The following is a 17,238-nucleotide window of genomic DNA, read 5'->3' as shown; positions in this document are numbered from 1 at the left end:
ACGGCTCAAGGCTTCACTCATCGGACCCAATTCGGTATCCGCTGCGATGATCTAAGCGGCTGTGATTGCATCGGCTTTCCCAAGAGCTGCAATCCATCGCGCCTGCCGATGCTTGAACACCGCCGCCGGGAGGTCACGCTGGAGCCGCATTTGGTCAACACAACCCGATGCGCAAGCGTACGTGCCAGGTCAGGACATCGCTATGTACTTGTTCTCGTTAGCAGCGGCCGTCTGCGCCATCGGGTGTATACTTGTCCATTACGAGTTCCTGCGTTTGATATCGGGCAGCGCGGCGCATCTTTCCGTCGCGCCAAGGCAGAGAATTGTCTTCGTTGTTGCCGGAAGCATGGTCAGTCATCTCATTCAGATCCTGATTTTTGCGCTGTTGCTTTGGCTGCTCTCCGTTGCCGTGAATGAAGAGGTGTTCGGGATCGGCATTCCCGTGTCGTTCCAGCAATCGCTCTATGTCTCCTTTGAATCCTACGCCTCGCTCGGCAGCAGCAACGCGCTGCCCTTCGGCCCCTTGCGGATTTTCATCGGCGTCGAGGGGCTGGCGGGGCTGGTGGTGATCGGCTGGACCTCGGCCTTCACCTATTGGTGCATGACGCAGTACTGGAACGACCACTGAGGCCGATCGTGTCGCCTGGCCGGCAAGGGCGATGAGGCAGAGGCTGATCAGATCTGGAAAGTCTCATCCTGGCAATGGCTTGGATGGCCTGATTCGCGTGATACCTGACATCCGGTCCGGCTGGGCGAGGTCCGGAGCGGGCCTGGCGGCCTTGCCGGGCGCGCTCGCCGGTCCCGCGTCTCAGCGCTGTCCGGCCAGGAGAGGCGCCAGCAGCGTGATGCCCTTCTTCACGGCGTCGAGGTCGAGGCCGGCATAGCCGAGAATGAACCCGGCTTCGTGGGGCCGGGGCCCGGCTGGATCATAGAGCGGCGAGACCGGATAGAGCCCGACGCCGGCGGCGCGTGCGGCCGCGACGATCCCGGACTCGCGCTCGGCCGCGACATCCGTGAGCCAGGCGACGACATGCAGGCCGGTATCGGCGCCTTCGATGGTCACGATCGGCCCAAGCTCCTCGGCCAGGGCCTGGAGCAGCACGGCCCGTCGCTCGGCATTGCTCCGGCGGATGCTCCGGACATGGCGCTCATAGGCGCCCTCGCTCAGGAGATCGGCCAGCGCCTCCTGCTCCAGGAGAGGCGTGTGCCGGTCGGTCAGGCGCTTCGCCTCGACAAAGGGGGGGGTAAGCGACGGCGGGACGACGAGATAGCCGAGGCGCAGCGCCGGCGAGAGCGTCTTGGAGAATGTCCCGGCATAGATCACCGCGTCGGGCTCGAGCGCCTGCAAGGGCGGGATCGGCGCGACGTCATGCCGATACTCGCCGTCATAATCATCCTCGATGATCGTGGCGCCGCTGTTTGCAGCCCAGGCCAGCAGCGCGCGCCTGCGCGTCGCCGAGAGAACGCTGCCGAGCGGAAACTGGTGCGAGGGCGTGACATAGGCGAGCCGAGCCGGGGGCAGGGCATCGGTCACGAGCCCATCCCGGTCGACCGGAACCGGGCGGGCGATGCCGCCGGCGGCCGCGAAGGCGTGGCGGGCGAGCAGATAGCCGGGGTTCTCGATCACGAAGGCGTCGCCGGGATCGAGCAGCAGTCGCGCGCAGAGATCGAGCCCCTGCTGCGAGCCGTTGACGATGATGATCTGCTCGGCCGAGCAGGTGATGCCGCGGGCCCGCCAGAGATAGCCCTGCAGCGCACCGCGAAGCGCAGGCGCTCCTTGCGGATCGCCATAGCGCAGCCGCCGGCTGCGTCGCAGGCTGACCCTGTTCAGGGCGCGGCGCCAGGCGAGCACGGGAAAATCGGCGCCGGAGAGATCGCCATAGCGGAAATCCGCGATCGAGGCCGGCTGCGTCGCGGCCGGCCGGGGCAGGGCGAGCAATCGCTGTGCGAAATCCGAAAGATGCCGAGGTGCGGAGAGCCGCGCCGGCACCGGCGCTGCCGCGCCAAGCCCCTTGGCCACGATCGGCCGCGCGCCGGCCCGACTGAGCAGGTAGCCCTCGGCGATCAGCTGGCCATAGGCGAGTGTCACCGTCGTGCGGGACGCGCCCCGTTCGGCAGCAAAGGTCCGGGTCGACGGCAGGCGGTCGCCAGGCTGATAGGCGCCGGCATGGATCTGCTCCTTGATTGCCGCGATGATCCGGCGCGCGACGCCGTCAGTGAACTGGACCACATCAAACTTTCGAAACTGGCCGTTTCCAGAAAGCCAGGTTGGGCGCATCTCTCTTCGCAGCACAAGGAGTTCCAGAAATGTATACCCCGCCAGCCTTCCGTGACGATGACAGGGACAGCCTGCGGGCGACGATCCGCGCCTCCAGGCTCGCCACTCTGGTTACCGGCACCGTCGATGGCGTGCTGGCGACGCCCTTGCCGCTCTTCCTCGAGGAGAACGAGGGCGAGCATGGCGTGCTCTACGGCCATCTCGCCAAGGCCAACCCGCAGGGCCGGACCACAGCGCTGGGCGAGGCGCTCGCGATCTTCATGGGCCCGGACGCCTATGTTACGCCCTCCTGGTACGAGACCAAACAGGAGACCGGGAAGGTCGTGCCGACCTGGAACTATGTCGCGGTCCATGCCTATGGCCCGATCGAGTTCTTCGACGACGCGACGCGCCTTCTCGACGTCGTGACCCGCCTGACCAACCTGCACGAGGGCGAGCGCGCCAAGCCCTGGACGGTGTCCGAGGCCCCGCCCGATTTCGTGCAGGCGCAGCTGCGCGGCATCATCGGCCTGCGCCTGCCGATCACCCGGCTGGAGGGCAAGCGCAAGCTCAGCCAGAACCGCAGCCCGGCCGACCGCGCCAATGTCGCGGCAGGTCTCGCGGCGAGCGACCGCGCCACGGATCGCGAGGTCGGAGCGCTCATCCCCGCTTGAGCTTGACGGGGGGCTGCTCGACGCCGTGGAGGATGTCGCTCGCATGTCGCGGACCTMGCCAGTCCCTTGCCGATCGGCTATCCCAATCCTGCCGTCTCGATGCGAGGACATGCCATGGCCCGGGCCTATAAGGTCGTCGATGCGTTTTCCGCCAAGCCGCTGCTCGGCAATCCGGTGGCGGTCATTCTCGATGGTGCGGGGCTGAGCGACGCTGCGATGCAGGCGATCGCGCAGTGGACCAATCTGTCCGAGACCACCTTCGTGCTGCCGCCGACACGCAGTGACGCCGATTACCGGCTGCGGATTTTTACGCCCGGCAGCGAGTTGCCCTTTGCAGGTCACMCGACGCTCGGCAGCGCCCATGCGGTGATCGAGGCCGGGCTCGTTGCCCCGCGCGGCGGCAGGCTGGTGCAGGAATGCGGGGTCGGTCTCGTCGCGATCACGGTCGAAGGGGAGGGCGCGGCGCGCCGGCTGACCCTTGCCCTGCCGCCGGCGACCGTCACGACCCTGCCGACGGCTGAACTCGTCGAACTGGAGGCCATCCTCGGCCATGAGATCCTGCGCGAGGCGAGCCCGGCCATCGTCAATGTCGGCGCGGTCTGGCTCATCGCCGAGATCGACGGCGCAGAGGCGCTGCTGGCGCTGAAACCCGATTTCGCGCGCTCGGCTGCCTTCGAGCGCCGCCTGGGCGTGACCGGCATCACGGTCTTCGCCAGGCGCGAGGGCGGCGGCCCCGAGATCGAGGTCCGGTCCTTCGCGCCCTCCTGCGGGGTGAACGAGGACCCGGTCTGCGGCAGCGGCAATGGCAGCGTTGCGGTCTTCCGGGCGGCGCGCGGGCTCTTGCCCGCTGGGGGCACGCGCTACGAGGCGGCCCAGGGCCGCTGCGTCGGGCGCGACGGCACGATCGCCATCTCGGTGGATGCGGGCGGCAAGGTCCAGGTCGGCGGCGCCTGCGTCACCACCGTGAACGGCACGCTTCTGCTCTGAAGGCTCCTGCTCTGAGGGCTTTCGCCCGCTGTCGCACCGCCAGGAGTGCCGTGGCTGCGGCGTTCCACGGGGCGGGCGGGCGCAGGCCGAGTTCCGCTGGCTGGCTCCGGCGGAACACTGCACCGACCTATCGCTTGCTCCGATCGGGGGCAGGTCTGGCGGCCATATCCGCCAGCGAATGGCATGAGCTTGCGAGCTCTCGCGATGCGCGCTGGGCAATGATGCGCAGGAACCTGTCATCCGCTGTCACGAAAGCCGCACCCGTCTGGACTGCTGCTGCCAGGTAGGTGCAGTCGTAGGCGGGATGCGAAATCTCGATTGCAAGACTCGCTGCCCGTTCCAGCAAACCAGCCATCGAGAGAAACGCGACCCCGGAGCGTTCAAGAAGCCTTGCCGCAAGGATGGCTTCTTCGCGTTCAAGTTCGCCGCGCGCTGTTTTCTTCCAAAGGATGTTCGCGCATTCCGGGATGAGAAGCTCCGGAGACGCGAAACGGAAGCGCGAGCGCAGATCGACGGCGGCTTGGGAGCCTTCTTCTTCGACGACCCATTTTATCGCGACGCTGGCATCGACGATCACCGTCTCCATTAGCGTTCGTCTCGGCCCTCGCGCATGAGCTCTTCGGAGGGTGTCTGCTTGCGGGACGCGGTCAGCCTCCTCAGGCTGGCTGCCAAGCTGTCGAAATCAGGCTCCGTTTCGTTTTGCAGAACCTGACGCAGGATTTCTCGATGCTCGGCTTCCGCCGAGCGGCCGTGTCGAGCGGCGCGCATTTTCAGTTTTAGTATCAGGTCGTCGTCCAGATTGCGGACATGGAGGTTTCCCGCCATCGATGTGCCTCCAATGATCTCATTGAGATCAAAGATAGCGATCGCATCACGGTCGCGCAAGGACAGGCGACCGCCGCGCGAGACGTGCTCACGGCCAGGGCATGAGTGGTGCGGCCCCGCGGTTTGGCAGCCCTTCCGAGCCGGTGAAGTGACGGGGGGCGGCACTATGCCTTTCGCATGGTGCGGCGCCAGGCCGCTCAGACGCGAACCTGATCGCCGATCGGCACCTTCCTGGCGAAGGGAACGAACGCCATGGCTGCGATCGTGAGGACGGCAACCAGTCCCCAGGCCTCGTTGATCGACAGGACCAGGGCTGCCTTCTCGACCAGTGGCTGAAGCAGCGCCTGGGCCTGGGCGTCGAGCGGCCCGGGCGGCCGCATCGCCATGAGTTCGAGGGGCACGCCGATGAACTTCGCCGTCTCGACATCGCCTCTTTGCAGCCGCTCCATGATCGCCGTGCCGTGCACGGGCGAGCGGCTGTAGATCACGGTGTCGATCAGGGCGAGACCGATCGCACCGCCCAGGTTTCGCATCAGGTTGAACAGGCCGCTGGCGTCGGGAACGCGCATCGGGGGAAGCTGTCCCAATGCGAGGCGCGTCGGTGGCAGAAGGCAAAACATGATGGCCAGGCCACGGACCACCTGCGGCCAGAACATCGCGTCATAGTMGGTCTGCGGGGTCTGAAAGGCACTCAGTCCCAGGCCGAGGGCGAAGAGGGTAAAGCCGATGCCGGTCAACAGGCGGACATCGACACGACGCTCCAGGGCAACGGCGACCGGCGCGATGGCAAGTTGGGCGGCGCCGGTCACCAGCATGATCTCGCCGATCTCGAGCGCATTGTGATCGCGCACGAAGGCCAGGAAGACCGGCATCAGATAGACCGATCCAAACAGCCCGATGCCGAGGACAAAGCTGAGGATGCTGCCGATCATGAAATTCCGGTCCGCAAAGCTTCTCAGATCGACGATCGGAGCATCGGCTTGCAAAGTCCGCCTGATGAAGCCGAGACCGCTCGCCAGGCTCAGCGCGATCAGCCCCAGGATCAGGCCCGAGATCCAGCCGCGCTGAGGTGCCTCCTTCAATGCGATCTCGATCGCTGCCAGCGCGATCGCCATCATCACCAGAGACAGGGCATCGAGCTTGCGCGCTTCGGTGAGGCTCGGCTTGTCACGTGGCAGGAGGAAAGCGGCTAGTGCTGCCGAGACGACGCCGGGAATGACGTTGATCAGGAACAGCCAGTGCCAGGAATAGGTCTGCGTGATCCAGCCGCCGACGATCGGCCCGACCGTTGGCGCGAGCACGGCAAAGACGCCGGCCAACGTCGTCGCGATGGCCTGCCTGCTCGGCGGGAAGAGCAAAAAGACAGCCGAAAAGACCGCGGGAATCAAAGTGCCGCCTRAAAACCCCTGAAGGACGCGCCAGGCGATCAGGGCCGGGAACGACTGGCTCGCCGCACAGCCGATGGAGGCTGCGGTAAAGACGGCGAGCGCCACGACGAACAGCCAGCGCATCGAGAGAAAGCGCGTCAGGAAACCCGTCAGCGGAATCGCGATGACCTCGGCGATGAGATAGGCGGTCTGGACCCAGCTCATCTGGTCGGGCGAAATGTCCAGTGCGCTCTGGATCGTCGGCAGGGAGGTGACGACGACCTGCACGTCGAGGATCGCCATGAACATGCCGATGCACATGGCGGCAAAGCCGATCCATGTCGCAGCGGTGACGCGCCCTTCGCCGATCGCATCAGCCGGTGGCGGCATGGCGAGCCTCTTCAAGCGCAGTATTCTCGGCGCGGATGCGGATCGTCAGGACGAGGCCGTTGGCGATCGAAAAGACTAGCGCGAACCATGGCAGGCCAAGGCACAGCGGCAGGACGGCGATCTCGCCAATGACGACGATGTAGTTCGGGTGCGACACGAACCGATAAGGGCCCCGTGCCACGAGCCTCTCGCCCGGTGCGACGATGATGCGGGTCGTCCAACGCCGGCCGAGCGTCACCAGCACCCAAAGGCGCAGCCCCTGAAACAGGAGGAAAGCCGCGAGCCAGCCGAGATGGATCGCTTGTGCCCAACCGAGCAGCCAAAGTCCGATCAGCCAGGCTGCGTGCAGCAGGACGATCAGCGGATAGTGGCCGGCAGCCTTCTCCACGGCGCCCTTGGCGAGCAAGGCAGACGTGTTTCTATGCGCGAGCCAGAGTTCGCCGATCCGCTCGGCCGTCACCAGGGCCAGCAAGACGATGGCCGGTGTCATGTCCCTTGCCGCAGCGAGGCGCAGCTCACGGTGAAGCCCGGCCCCATCGCCATCAGCAGCGTGCGCGAGGGCAGGCCTGCCGCGATCGCACGCTGGAGGACGAAGAGGGCGGTCGGAGCCGACATGTTGCCATAGTCGGACAGGACGGCACGTTCGTGGTCGAGCGCGCCTTGCGCGAGTGAAAACGCGCTTTCCAGGGCCTCGATCACCTTCTTCCCGCCGGGATGACAGGCAAAGAGATCGATGTCGGACAGCGACAGCCCTTCACGCTCCAGGATCCCTGCAATGGCTGGGTTGATCCGCTCCTCCGCGAAGGGCGGGATCGCCCGGTCGAAGATCACGCCAAAGCCCTGGGGATCGACCGTCCAGCCCATGATATCCAGCGTGTCGGGCCACATGTGCTGCCCGGTCATCTCGACCGTGGCGATGCCATCCGGCCCTGCCTGCAGGATGCAGGCTGCCGCGCCATCGCCGAACAAGGCGGTCGCAACGATGTTGGCCTTCGTCAAGACATCGAGTCGGAAAGCCAGCGTGCAGATCTCGACAGCCACGAGCAGGATTGTCGAACCTGGGCGCGACGCGGCCAGGCGGGACGCGATCGAGAAACCCGATACGCCGCCGGCACATCCCAGGCCGAACACCGGGACACGTTCGACGTCGCTTCTGAAGCCAAGTCTCTCGGCGACACGGGCATCGAGGCTGGGGGTCGCTATGCCCGTCGACGAGACCGTCACGATCGTATCGATCTCGGACGCCTGTAGTCTGGCGGCGCCCAGCGCCTGCGTCGTTGCATCCACGAACAGGTCGCAAGCGCCGGCGACATAGGCGGCGCTGCGCTCGGGCCATCCCAATGGCTGCAGATACCACTCGATCGGCCGGACGGCATAGCGGCGGCTGATGCCCGAATTTTCGAAGACGCGCGCAAGCTGCTCGAAATCGGGATAGCGGCCGGCAAAGCTCCGATGGGCGGCTGCCGCCACATCGCGCTGGCGAAACTCATGGGGCGGAACAGCCGTCGCGACGGAAACGAGCTTGACCGGGTGAGCCATAGCCACTTCCAGGCATGGCGGGCGGTGCCGCCCGATGCGGGCGGACCTGCAACGCCATGCCAACTATGCTTCAGCGAGCCCGCAAGTTCCAGAGGCAGGCTTGCGCATTACGCCGCGTGCGTCGCCATGCGACGAAGGCACGAGACGGTGGGATCATTGGACTGGCCTTTCAGCCTTGCCTCTCGGAACATTGTGCACGCTGAGAGCCGCGTGCACCGGAGGCTGAAGCAGCCCGGAAAACGGCAGCGCTCTTGCTCAGTGCAGGCCCTTAGCTATATTTTTAGCTAAGGAGATGCTCATGGCCCAGTTCTCGGTTCACGAGGCCAAGACCAACCTGTCCAAACTGATCGCTGACGCCCTGGAGGGTGCAGATGTGGTCATTGCCCGTGGCAACGTGCCTGTGGTGCGCCTGGTGCCGGTCAGACCACGCGGCAAGCGGCGCTTTGGGGTACTCAAGGGAAAGATCGCCGTCGATGCGCGCTTCGACGAGCCGCTGCCCGAGAATGAACTCGGCGGCTGGAATCTCACGTGAGGCTGCTGCTCGATACCCATGCTCTGATCTGGTGGCTGGCAGGTGACGAGGCGCTGAGCCCCCGTGCCCGAGAGGCTATTGGGGACGAGGGCAACAGCATCGCCGTCAGCGCCGCCTCGGCCATGGAGGTCGCCACCAAGTTCCGCATTGGCAAGTGCCCCCGCGCGGCGCTGCTCGCGCAGGACTTCGAGGCGATCATCGCAGATCAGGGCTTTGCCGAGCTGGCGGTCACCGTCCACCACGCGCTGCGGGCCGGCGAGATGAACATTGCGCACAAGGATCCGTTCGACCGCCTCCTCATTGCCCAGGCTCAATCCGAGGACATGGTGCTGATTTCGAACGAAGCATTGTTCGACAGCTTCGCAATCAAACGCCTTTGGTAGCGGGTTAGCAGACATGCCCGGGGTCGGGGGTGGGGCGTTCCGGAACTGGTGGCGGCCCGCCAGCAACGTCTGAGACGGGAGGCGAGCCGAAGTTGGCGCCTTGTCCGAAACCGGTCATAGGGCTCCAGACAATGATGCGCTCCCAATCTCGATGCTGAGGGCGCGTTTTCACAACCTCAAGCCAAACGAAAAATGGGCCGCCCCCGGCAGCCCGTTTCCGTATAAAGTCGAGGAGGCTCAGCCCTTGTCGACGACTTTCTGCACGGCGTCCCTACGCTGCCAAGCGCCTGCTGGGCTTCGCCCTTGCGGCCCCTGGACGGCGCCCCCCAAGGCAGGAACGACTACACCGAATAGTCGATCGAGAGCATGTGGTCCTTGCCCATGCGGTCGCCATAGACCGGGAACTTGGTCAGAGACGTGTMGATCGCATGAACGTCGGCGGTGCTGAGCTGCACGCGGCCCGCCCCCAGACTTTCCAGCAGATGGGTTTTGCTGCGCGTGCCCGGGATCGGGACGATATTCGGGCTCTTCGCCATAAGCCAGGCGAGCGCGATTTGTGACGGCGTCGCGCCCTTCTTGGCTGCGTAGTCCTTCAGCCACTCGACGATCGGCATGTTGAGGGGCATGAACTCCTTCGAGAACCGTGGGAAGCCCGCACGGAAGTCCGTCTTCTCGTCGTACGTCGTGCTCGGATCGTACTTGCCGGTCAGGAAGCCCATCGCCACGGGCGACCACGGCACAAGGCCGATACCCAGCTCGTTGCAGGTGTCGAGGATGCCGTTCAGCTCTACGTTGCGGGTCCACATCGAATATTCGTTCTGAACAGCCGTGACCGGCTGCACGGCATGCGCGCGGCGGATGGTTTTCGCGCTTGGCTCCGAAAGGCCGAAGCCCAACACCTTGCCCTGCTTGATGAGGTCCTGCACGGCGCCGGCGACGTCCTCGATCGGCACCGCGGGATCGACGCGGTGCTGGTAGTACAGATCGATGTKATCGGTCCGAAGACGCTTCAGGGACTCCTCGACAACGCGCTTGATGCGCTCCGGCCGGCTATCGAGCGCAACGGTCCCATTGATTGCGAAGCCGAATTTGGTCGCGATCTTGACCTTGTCCCGGAACGGCTGGAGCGCCTCGCCGACGAGCTCCTCATTGATGTAGGGGCCGTACACCTCAGCCGTGTCGAAAAATGTCACGCCATTCTCGAACGCTGTGCGGATGGTCTTGATGCCTTGGTCCTTGGGGACGGGCCCGTTGTAATTGCCGCTCTGGTTCATGCAGCCGAAGCCAAGCTCCGAGACTTCCAAATTGGCGAGCTTGCGGGTCTTCATCGTGATCATCCTTGGGGGCTGGACCGTCTGAGCACTGGCATTCGACCAGGTGGCGATCTGTGCGGCAGCGGCTCCGGCGAGGAAGGTGCGGCGGCTGAGAGGGGTGTATTCGGCCATTGGTCGTCCTCTGGCTTGCGGGGCGGCATCAGCGGCCGTGTCGATGGCCATACGTAGCCCAGGCGGCGCCTTTCGATTAGGCTGCACACTTCGCTTGGGTCTATCGAAGATGTGCATCAATGAAGCGCGATGAACTGAACGACCTTGCGGCTTTCCTGGCCGTGGCGGAGGCGGGAAGCTTCACGCGAGCGGCGGCCAAGCTCGACATGTCGCAGTCGGCCCTGAGCCACGCCATCCAGCAGTTGGAAGAGAGGTTGGGCATCCGGTTGCTGGCGCGAACGACGCGCAGCGTCTCGCCGACGGAAGCCGGGCGGCGCCTGATGCGGACGTTGAAGCCCGCGTTGACGGACATTTATGCCGAGATCGCGGGCTTGAGCGAACTGCGCGACAAGCCCGCCGGAACGCTGCGCATCACCACGGTGAAGCATGCGGCCGTATCGGTTCTTTTGCCGAAGCTCCGCACTTTCATGGCCGAGCATCCCGATATTGCGATCGAAATATCGGCAGACGAGGCCTTGATGGACATCGTCGCCGGGAATTTTGATGCTGGCGTGCGTCTGGGAGAGCGGCTTGAGAACGACATGATCGCGGTCCGGATTGGACCCGAGATGCGCTCGGCGATCGTTGGATCGCCAGCCTACTTCGCAAGACACCCTGTCCCGGTCTCGCCGCACGATCTGACGCAGCACAACTGCATCAACTACCGCCAGACGGGCTCCGGTGGCCTTTATGCCTGGGAATTCGAGAAGGACGGGCAGGAGCTGTCCGTGCGCGTGGCGGGCTCGCTTGTGTTCAGCGATGCCGACCTCATTCTACAGGCAGCGCTCGACGGACATGGGCTGGCCACGACCTTTGAAACGCAAGCCGAGGGCCACGTCGCTTCCGGCCGACTCATGCGTGTCCTGAAGGATTGGTGCGCGCCCTATCCAGGGTTCTTCCTCTACTATCCAAGCCGGCGACAAACACCGCCTGCCATGGCAGCTCTAATCGAAGCGCTGCGCTATCGCACTTGAGTTCGTCCAACTGAGCCTTCCGACTGCCGTTGGCAGCGTCACGAAAGGGAGCCAGCGGGCCCCGCCGTCTATCGTTGAGCGGATCTGCCGCAAAGCGGACGTCCCGGACGTCGACAATGGGTTCGATTTCGGAAGTGGCGGCGGCCCGCCAGCAACGTCTGAGATGGGAGGGAGGCTGCCATCGACGATCAGAGAAGCGGCTCGCCGTCCTTTGGAAGCCGTAGCGGGAGCTGGCGCACCGTCATAGTGCACACGACCATGTTGGCCGTTCCGACGCTGAGGGTAGGCTTGGCGATCCGCTCACGTTCGGCGGCCGTGTTGTCGATCTCGTGGCATGCAGGCAGGCATCGCACGCTGTGCCCTCGAACGGCAGGGACACGCGCTCTGCCCGGTTTATTGCATCGGCCCGAAAAGTGGATTGCGGCTTTCGGGGCAAAACCGATGCAAACACATAGGGTTAGATCATCGGACCGGATACGATTTCCGGTCCGATGATCTGGCGCCGCTACCGGATGAGCGACCTCGCTGCCGGCTGGATCCCGACATGCCTTGACGCCCATGCCCCGCCGCCGATGCCTGACCTCGACCGGGTGAGCCCGATCAGGCTTCCGAGGTGCGCAGACGCTCTTCTGCCTCCGCCGCCGGCTCGGCCCTTTGCTCCGTGCCGCGCCCGAGGAAGGCGAAGACGACGATCGCGGTGACGACCGTGATGGCGCAGAGCATCACGAGCAATGTCGCGAAGGCGTCGCCATAGCTCTGGACGAGCGCGGTCCGGCTCATCTGCGGCAAGGCGGCCACGGCGCTCGCGATGTCGCCGGTGACGAGCCGTTGGGCGGCCGGACCCGCATGCGCTGCGGTCGCGCCAGCCGCAAGATGGCCGGCCGTCAGGGCAGACAATACGGCGCTGACCACGGCGAGCGCCACGCCTTCGCCGGCCACGCGCGTGGTGCTGAAGATGCCGGTCGCCATGCCGGCGCGCTCCTTGGGCACGACGCTGACTGCAAGCCCGTCCATCAGCCCCCAGGGCAGGCTGATGCCGATGCCGATCAGCGCCATCGGCAAGGCGATGCCCATCGTCTCGCCGCCGAGCGGAACGCGGCTCAGCCAGAACAGGCCGGCCGCGCAGATCAGCAAGCCTGCGCCGCAGATCGTCGCCGGCGCGAACCAGCGCGTCAGCAGGCCAGCCGCGATCGGCAGGACCAGCAGCGGCGCAGACAGTGCGATCATCAGCCGGCCGGCGGCGATCTCGCTCAGGCCCTCGATACCGATGAAGCGCACGGGCAGCAGGATCAGCAGCACGACGAAGGCATAGGCCGGCGCGGCGGCCAGCAACTGCACCCCGACGAACCGCGGGTAGCGGAACAGGGTGAGGTCGAGCATCGGCCGAGCGACACGGCCCTCGATCACGACGAAGGCGATGAAGAGCAGGACGGAGCCCGCCAGCAGGCTCATCACGGTGGGCTCGGACCAGCCGMGCTCCGGCGCCAGCAGGACACCATAGGTGAAGAGCGCCAGGGCCAGCGTGAAGCTGGCGGCGCCGGGCCAGTCGAGCCCGGCGGCGTCGGGATCGCGCGATTCCTGCAGGACGCGCGCGCCCAGCGCCAAAGCGAGCACCGCCAGTACGATCACGAGCCCAAAAATGCTGCGCCAGCCGAAAGCGTCGATCATCAGGCCCGAAGCGATCGGCCCGAAGGCAAGGCCGACGCCGAAGCTCGTGCCGACGATGCTGAAGGCGCGGATGCGCGACGCGCCATCGAATTCCTGTGCGAGCGCCGCCATGCCGCCGGAAAAGGCGGCTGCCGCCGCGACGCCCTGGGCCGCGCGGCCCAGATCGAACCACAGGATATCGGGTGCAACGGCCAGCGCCATGGAGAGCACCGCGAACGCGCCGACGCCGATGAGGAAGACGCGCTTGCGGCCATAGGCATCGGCCAGTCCGCCCGCTGCCATCAGGCTCGATCCGAAGGTCAGCATGAAGGCGTTGGTGACCCAGTTGAGCGCGATCGGGCTGCCGCCCAAAGCCTTGCCGATGGCAGGAAGCGCCACGGCCGGCCCGGTAAAGGTCAGCGGCATCGCGGCCGCGGCGAGGCAGACGGAGAGGAGCACGAGCGCCTGCTCGGCCGTGCGCGGCCGCGTGGTGGTTTGCGTCATGGATTGAATGCCCTGTTCGATGGCGGCGGAGCTGCGACCCAGCCGGGGCTCGCCTTTCCCGGGAAAGCTCGCCTTTCCCGAGAAACAGGATAATCTCGATGGAATACCTGCCAAGGCGCCGCTCATTCCGATCTTGGCGGAATTAAACGCTCGAATGCTCGTGTCTCGGGAGAGCCAGGAATGGATTCGCTGAGCGGCCTGATGGCCTTTGTCCGGACCGCCGATCTCGGCAGCTTCGTCATGGCCGGGCGCGTGCTCGGACTGTCTGCGTCGGCGGTCGGCAAGGCCGTGACCAGGCTCGAACAGCAGCTCGGCATCCGGCTGTTCCAGCGCTCCACCCGCAGCCTGCGGCTGACCGAGGAGGGGCGGGCCTTCCACGAGCGCTGCCGGCGCATCCTCGACGATCTCGACGATGCCCGCGCCATGCTCGCCCGCACGATGGACGTGCCGCGCGGGCGCCTGCGCGTCAGCACGCCGATCGTCAGCTACCACCTGCTATTGCCGGTCCTGCCGGAGTTCATGGCGCGCTATCCCGAGATCGAGGTCGATCTCGATTTCAACGACCGCCTCGTCGATCTGATCGACGAGGGCGTCGATGTCGCGATCCGCAGCGGCGAACTCCCGGATTCGCGCCTGATGGCGCGGACCCTGCGCCCATTCCAGATGCTGCTCTGCGCCGCACCGTCCTATCTGGAACGCCACGGCAAGCCGGAATGCCCGCGCGACCTCGACGGGCATCTCGGCATCCGCTTCCGCTATCCCAACAGCGGCAAGATCCAGGCCTGGCCGCTGACGCTCGTGGCCGGCGAGGCGGAACTGCGCACGCGCACGGTCCTGACCTGCAACAATATGGAGGCGCTGCGCGGCGCCACGGTCGCCGGTCTCGGTATCGGCTGCATGCCGGATTTCCTGGTGCGCGATCCGCTCGGGAAGGGCGAGCTGCTCACCCTGCTCGATGACCGGATCGATGCTCCCGGCCATTTCAGCCTGATCTGGCCCTCCAACCGCAACCTCTCGCCGAAGGTCCGGGTCTTCGTCGATTTTATCGGGGAGCGCCTGTTTTCAACCCGCTGCGAGGCGTTTCCCCAGCCCTCTCAGTGAGGCGATGGCCGCTTGTCCAGCAAGGCGCGAAGCCCGCGCACGGTGGTCTCGTCGAAGTTGATATCGATATCGACGCCGGAGCGGGTTTTCGTCCTCAGGATCAAGGTTCCATCATCGGCCATCACGAAACTGGTCTGTTCGGCGAGCACGGCGTTGACGACGTCGGCATTCGACGGGGAGCCGCGCATCTCGGCGGCGTGCATGGCTGCCGCTTCGAACCGCGACAGGAAATCACCCTCGAGCAGCCGCGGAATGTGAAGGATGAAGCGGCGTCCATTGCTGTCCGTCAGATCGAGGCAGCTGGTCTGCCCGCTCGTGGAGGCGCCGTGGCCATTGACCTGGCTCAAGAGGATCGTGGCGGGCTCTGTCATTCCCTGCATTCCCTGGATTTGCTGATCTCAGGGGCCTCCTTAGCCGTTTCACGTCGAAGTCGGAACTCGGGGCGAGCCGGCCCTCGTCGATGTCGGGGCGGTTCGGCCTGGCGCCCGGTCTGATTGCGGGGGGGTGCGCTAGGGATCGAGCCGATAGACCTTGCAGATGACACCCTCTTGCGTGCGGTAGGTCCGAAAGCCCATCGCCTCGTAATAGGCCAGGCCCATCGCGTTGCCCTCGCCGATGGTCGCATCGATATTCTGCAGGCCAAAGGCTCTGGCGGCTTGCACTGTGGCTTGAAACAGCGCCGAGCCGACGCCTTGGCGAGCGGCGTGGGGGCTGACATGGGTTCCGATGATCCCCCAGCCTTCGGCTACCCCGTAGGGATTGTCGGCCGAGGTATGGCGCAGAGACTGGAACCCGAGAATCCGCCCCAGTTCGCCCTCCGCAACCGAGCATTCGATGCGCTGCTCCTGCTCGATATAGTGAGCCAGGACCCATTGGGGATCACCAGCGCTCTTGCGCAGGCCCGCAGTGAAGATCTCGTCCAGGGCGCTGCTCATACCTTGCGCATCAGCGGATGTGGCCGGTCTGACTTTCATGCTGACCTTACTCTCGTGGGGCGTGCGGGACTGTATTGGACGATCGGCCGTCAAGGCAAAGTCGGAACCCTGCCGAGGTCTTCACCCGTGACGTCACGGTGTTCTGAACGGGAAGCTAAAGACGGCCAGACACGACCTTGCCGTCGTCACGTTTCGCCGCCACGGTCCTGCGGATCAGACAAGTGTCCGCAGATACCGGTGCGCGAGGGCAAGGATCGCCCCCTTGGATCATCGGACCGGAAATCATATCCGCTCCCATGATCTAACCCTTTGTGTTTGCGTCGGCTTTGCCCCGAAAACCGCAATCCACTTTTCGGGCCGAAGCTTTAAGCCCTATGGACGTTTCCAGATCGCGAGGTCGCCCACCGTCCGGAACCCGGCCTCCAGTGCGGCTGCCAGTGCGTCGCCGCTCTMGTAGCCCACGAGGTCGCGACCGGGGACCGTCATTGTCGTGGCGCTGATCACCTCCGAGGTGTCGCCGAAGACGTTGCTGAGACCGGCCACGGCGCCCGTCTCCGTGACGATGCACCCGGCCACGATCGCGCCATCCGCCCGCCCGGCCAGCATCCTGATCCCGGGCGACGTCAGGAATGCCGGCAGGAAAAGCGGCGGCTCGCCTGCACGTCCACTCCAGGCCGCCTCCCATGCGCCCAACTCCTCGGCGACCATGATCGGGCGCCAGCTGAGCCGCGTTCGTCCCGCGGCCAGGCCGGCGGGCCGATGAATCCAGCGAGCATCGAACAGCGGCTCGAAGCCGAGACCGTCCAGCGCGAGCGCCCGGTAACTGTCCTTGACGAAGAAGGCCTCAGACGCCCGCGCTGTCCGTTTTGCGATGGCGTGCAGCTGAACCTGAGGATCGATTTTTGGGTCGACCGTGACGAGATGGGGGTAGAAGCGCGGCGGCGTTCCCGAGCACGCGGCGCAACCGTCGACACGCTCCACGCCAAGGCCGTGCGCGCGCCACATGGCGGTGCACAGCGCGGCGTTGTCGAGCGCCGCCATGCGATGAAACTCCGAAACCACCATGCTGTCTGCCTGCGTCCGACGGCAGGATCGGATCGCTCCTGCAGATTAGCCATGCCGTAACAGGACAGGGCCTGGCTTTCCATCCAGCTCGAACGTGGTCGGGAGCGTCTGGTCTGTCCCGTGCGGGTCCGCCATAGGCTGCCGGGGGCCGGGCCGACGCTCCTGGAACGGCCGCGAGCCGCGGACACCATCCACCAGATCATCGGACCGGATATCGTATCCGGTTCGATGATCTAAGCCTTTGTGTTTGCATAGGCTTTGCCCCGAAAACCGCAATCCACTTTTCGGGCCGATGCTTTAGAACAGCCGCTCGCTCATCTCACGCAGCTTTTCGGCCTCGGAGCGGAATGTTCGATATTCATGGCGTCCGGTAACGGGGTGGCGCCGATGCCAGAGCGTCTCCAGCCAGAACGGCCCGGTGTCGTCGCTCGGGAAGACGGGCCGCCACGCATACCATCCGCTCCAGAGGCAGTCTGAAGCTGGGATCGGGCCGGCATGGCGCGGGGCGGCCGTCATGATGCTTCTCCGCTAGAGAGTTGGTGAAAATGGAATCCCCTGCAATGCCTTATCGCCT

19 protein-coding genes are annotated in these 17,238 nt (G+C 65.4%); 7 read left to right on the top strand and 12 right to left on the bottom strand.

Features of this window, described 5'->3' with window-relative positions; translation table 11 throughout:
* Nucleotides 1-112: 112 nt before the first annotated feature.
* Nucleotides 113-628, top strand: coding sequence for a two pore domain potassium channel family protein (locus AC1DIO_RS24050; protein ID WP_476832750.1), 516 nt, complete (start codon nt 113-115; stop codon nt 626-628).
* A gap of 180 nt (nt 629-808) precedes the next feature.
* Here AC1DIO_RS24050 and pdxR read toward each other — a convergent pair whose 3' ends face one another.
* Nucleotides 809-2,230 carry a MocR-like pyridoxine biosynthesis transcription factor PdxR gene (gene pdxR, locus AC1DIO_RS24045; protein WP_476854197.1) on the bottom strand — a complete coding sequence of 474 codons (1,422 nt, stop codon included), beginning with the start codon at nt 2,228-2,230 and terminating at the stop codon, nt 809-811.
* A 77-nt stretch (nt 2,231-2,307) separates the two neighbouring features.
* On the opposite strand from pdxR, the gene AC1DIO_RS24040 reads away from it, so the two are divergent.
* Nucleotides 2,308-2,931, top strand: a complete 624-nt coding sequence (locus tag AC1DIO_RS24040) for an FMN-binding negative transcriptional regulator (RefSeq protein WP_441507564.1) — start codon at nt 2,308-2,310, stop codon at nt 2,929-2,931.
* Nucleotides 2,932-3,045: 114 nt separating this feature from the next.
* Nucleotides 3,046-3,918 carry a PhzF family phenazine biosynthesis protein gene (locus AC1DIO_RS24035; RefSeq protein ID WP_476854196.1) on the top strand — a complete coding sequence of 291 codons (873 nt, stop codon included), beginning with the start codon at nt 3,046-3,048 and terminating at the stop codon, nt 3,916-3,918.
* A 127-nt stretch (nt 3,919-4,045) separates the two neighbouring features.
* Here AC1DIO_RS24035 and AC1DIO_RS24030 read toward each other — a convergent pair whose 3' ends face one another.
* The 5 genes from AC1DIO_RS24030 to AC1DIO_RS24010 form a co-directional block, all read right to left on the bottom strand.
* Entirely contained in the window at nt 4,046-4,504 is a 459-nt protein-coding gene (locus tag AC1DIO_RS24030; RefSeq protein WP_441507562.1) for a type II toxin-antitoxin system VapC family toxin, read from the bottom strand.
* Nucleotides 4,504-4,803 (bottom strand): FitA-like ribbon-helix-helix domain-containing protein, encoded by a 300-nt coding sequence (locus AC1DIO_RS24025; RefSeq protein ID WP_441507561.1) that lies wholly within the window; start codon nt 4,801-4,803, stop codon nt 4,504-4,506. Before AC1DIO_RS24025 ends, AC1DIO_RS24030 begins: the two co-directional genes overlap by 1 nt.
* A gap of 137 nt (nt 4,804-4,940) precedes the next feature.
* Nucleotides 4,941-6,500 carry a DHA2 family efflux MFS transporter permease subunit gene (locus tag AC1DIO_RS24020; protein ID WP_476854195.1) on the bottom strand — a complete coding sequence of 520 codons (1,560 nt, stop codon included), beginning with the start codon at nt 6,498-6,500 and terminating at the stop codon, nt 4,941-4,943.
* On the bottom strand, nt 6,484-6,990 hold the full coding sequence (locus tag AC1DIO_RS24015) for an isoprenylcysteine carboxyl methyltransferase family protein (RefSeq protein WP_441507559.1): 507 nt from the start codon (nt 6,988-6,990) through the stop codon (nt 6,484-6,486). Before AC1DIO_RS24015 ends, AC1DIO_RS24020 begins: the two co-directional genes overlap by 17 nt.
* Nucleotides 6,987-8,039 carry a type III polyketide synthase gene (locus AC1DIO_RS24010; protein ID WP_441493384.1) on the bottom strand — a complete coding sequence of 351 codons (1,053 nt, stop codon included), beginning with the start codon at nt 8,037-8,039 and terminating at the stop codon, nt 6,987-6,989. Before AC1DIO_RS24010 ends, AC1DIO_RS24015 begins: the two co-directional genes overlap by 4 nt.
* A 298-nt stretch (nt 8,040-8,337) precedes the next feature.
* On the opposite strand from AC1DIO_RS24010, the gene AC1DIO_RS24005 reads away from it, so the two are divergent.
* Nucleotides 8,338-8,571, top strand: a complete 234-nt coding sequence (locus AC1DIO_RS24005) for a type II toxin-antitoxin system Phd/YefM family antitoxin (protein WP_476769268.1) — start codon at nt 8,338-8,340, stop codon at nt 8,569-8,571.
* The gene (locus tag AC1DIO_RS24000) at nt 8,568-8,954 is read left to right on the top strand and encodes a type II toxin-antitoxin system VapC family toxin (protein ID WP_441507557.1); all 387 of its coding nucleotides are present in this window, start codon (nt 8,568-8,570) and stop codon (nt 8,952-8,954) included. Before AC1DIO_RS24005 ends, AC1DIO_RS24000 begins: the two co-directional genes overlap by 4 nt.
* A 341-nt stretch (nt 8,955-9,295) precedes the next feature.
* Here the strand turns inward: AC1DIO_RS24000 and AC1DIO_RS23995 are convergent, their stop codons facing one another.
* Nucleotides 9,296-10,282, bottom strand: a complete 987-nt coding sequence (locus AC1DIO_RS23995) for an aldo/keto reductase (RefSeq protein ID WP_476854216.1) — start codon at nt 10,280-10,282, stop codon at nt 9,296-9,298.
* A gap of 236 nt (nt 10,283-10,518) precedes the next feature.
* On the opposite strand from AC1DIO_RS23995, the gene AC1DIO_RS23990 reads away from it, so the two are divergent.
* A complete protein-coding gene (locus tag AC1DIO_RS23990) occupies nt 10,519-11,412 on the top strand; it encodes a LysR family transcriptional regulator (RefSeq protein WP_441507556.1) in 894 nt (297 codons plus the stop codon).
* A 600-nt stretch (nt 11,413-12,012) separates the two neighbouring features.
* Here the strand turns inward: AC1DIO_RS23990 and AC1DIO_RS23985 are convergent.
* A complete protein-coding gene (locus AC1DIO_RS23985) occupies nt 12,013-13,563 on the bottom strand; it encodes an MFS transporter (protein WP_476854194.1) in 1,551 nt (516 codons plus the stop codon).
* Between the two features lie 180 nt (nt 13,564-13,743).
* Between AC1DIO_RS23985 and AC1DIO_RS23980 the strand changes: the two genes are divergently transcribed.
* Complete coding sequence (locus AC1DIO_RS23980) at nt 13,744-14,664, top strand: LysR family transcriptional regulator (RefSeq protein ID WP_476770760.1); 921 nt, start codon at nt 13,744-13,746, stop codon at nt 14,662-14,664.
* On the opposite strand, the gene AC1DIO_RS23975 is transcribed toward AC1DIO_RS23980, so the two are convergent.
* The 4 genes from AC1DIO_RS23975 to AC1DIO_RS23960 all read right to left on the bottom strand — a co-directional run bounded on the left by AC1DIO_RS23975 (nt 14,658) and on the right by AC1DIO_RS23960 (nt 17,180).
* On the bottom strand, nt 14,658-15,035 hold the full coding sequence (locus AC1DIO_RS23975; RefSeq protein ID WP_441507553.1) for a hypothetical protein: 378 nt from the start codon (nt 15,033-15,035) through the stop codon (nt 14,658-14,660). The genes AC1DIO_RS23980 and AC1DIO_RS23975 overlap by 7 nt on opposite strands.
* A 138-nt stretch (nt 15,036-15,173) precedes the next feature.
* Nucleotides 15,174-15,599 carry an N-acetyltransferase family protein gene (locus AC1DIO_RS23970; RefSeq protein ID WP_476770762.1) on the bottom strand — a complete coding sequence of 142 codons (426 nt, stop codon included), beginning with the start codon at nt 15,597-15,599 and terminating at the stop codon, nt 15,174-15,176.
* A 372-nt stretch (nt 15,600-15,971) separates the two neighbouring features.
* Nucleotides 15,972-16,640, bottom strand: a complete 669-nt coding sequence (locus tag AC1DIO_RS23965) for a hypothetical protein (protein ID WP_476854193.1) — start codon at nt 16,638-16,640, stop codon at nt 15,972-15,974.
* Nucleotides 16,641-16,961: 321 nt separating this feature from the next.
* Complete coding sequence (locus tag AC1DIO_RS23960; protein WP_441493396.1) at nt 16,962-17,180, bottom strand: hypothetical protein; 219 nt, start codon at nt 17,178-17,180, stop codon at nt 16,962-16,964.
* Nucleotides 17,181-17,238 lie beyond the last annotated feature (58 nt).

It is taken from the genome of Allobosea sp. 05T439 (assembly GCF_056396005.1).
The sequence above is the reverse complement of the archived record's forward strand: the minus strand, read 5'-3'. Positions and strand labels throughout refer to the sequence as shown.

Bases quoted from the DNA above. Each gene is read 5' to 3' on its own strand.
- AC1DIO_RS23990 (WP_441507556.1), top strand. From the start codon at position 10,519: ATGAAGCGCGATGAACTGAACGACCTTGCGGCTTTCCTGGCCGTGGCG.
- AC1DIO_RS23970 (WP_476770762.1), bottom strand. From the start codon at position 15,599: ATGAGCAGCGCCCTGGACGAGATCTTCACTGCGGGCCTGCGCAAGAGC.
- AC1DIO_RS24030 (WP_441507562.1), bottom strand. From the start codon at position 4,504: ATGGAGACGGTGATCGTCGATGCCAGCGTCGCGATAAAATGGGTCGTC.
- AC1DIO_RS23980 (WP_476770760.1), top strand. From the start codon at position 13,744: ATGGATTCGCTGAGCGGCCTGATGGCCTTTGTCCGGACCGCCGATCTC.
- AC1DIO_RS24010 (WP_441493384.1), bottom strand. From the start codon at position 8,039: ATGGCTCACCCGGTCAAGCTCGTTTCCGTCGCGACGGCTGTTCCGCCC.
- AC1DIO_RS24040 (WP_441507564.1), top strand. From the start codon at position 2,308: ATGTATACCCCGCCAGCCTTCCGTGACGATGACAGGGACAGCCTGCGG.
- AC1DIO_RS24005 (WP_476769268.1), top strand. From the start codon at position 8,338: ATGGCCCAGTTCTCGGTTCACGAGGCCAAGACCAACCTGTCCAAACTG.
- AC1DIO_RS23975 (WP_441507553.1), bottom strand. From the start codon at position 15,035: ATGACAGAGCCCGCCACGATCCTCTTGAGCCAGGTCAATGGCCACGGC.
- AC1DIO_RS23960 (WP_441493396.1), bottom strand. From the start codon at position 17,180: ATGACGGCCGCCCCGCGCCATGCCGGCCCGATCCCAGCTTCAGACTGC.
- AC1DIO_RS24015 (WP_441507559.1), bottom strand. From the start codon at position 6,990: ATGACACCGGCCATCGTCTTGCTGGCCCTGGTGACGGCCGAGCGGATC.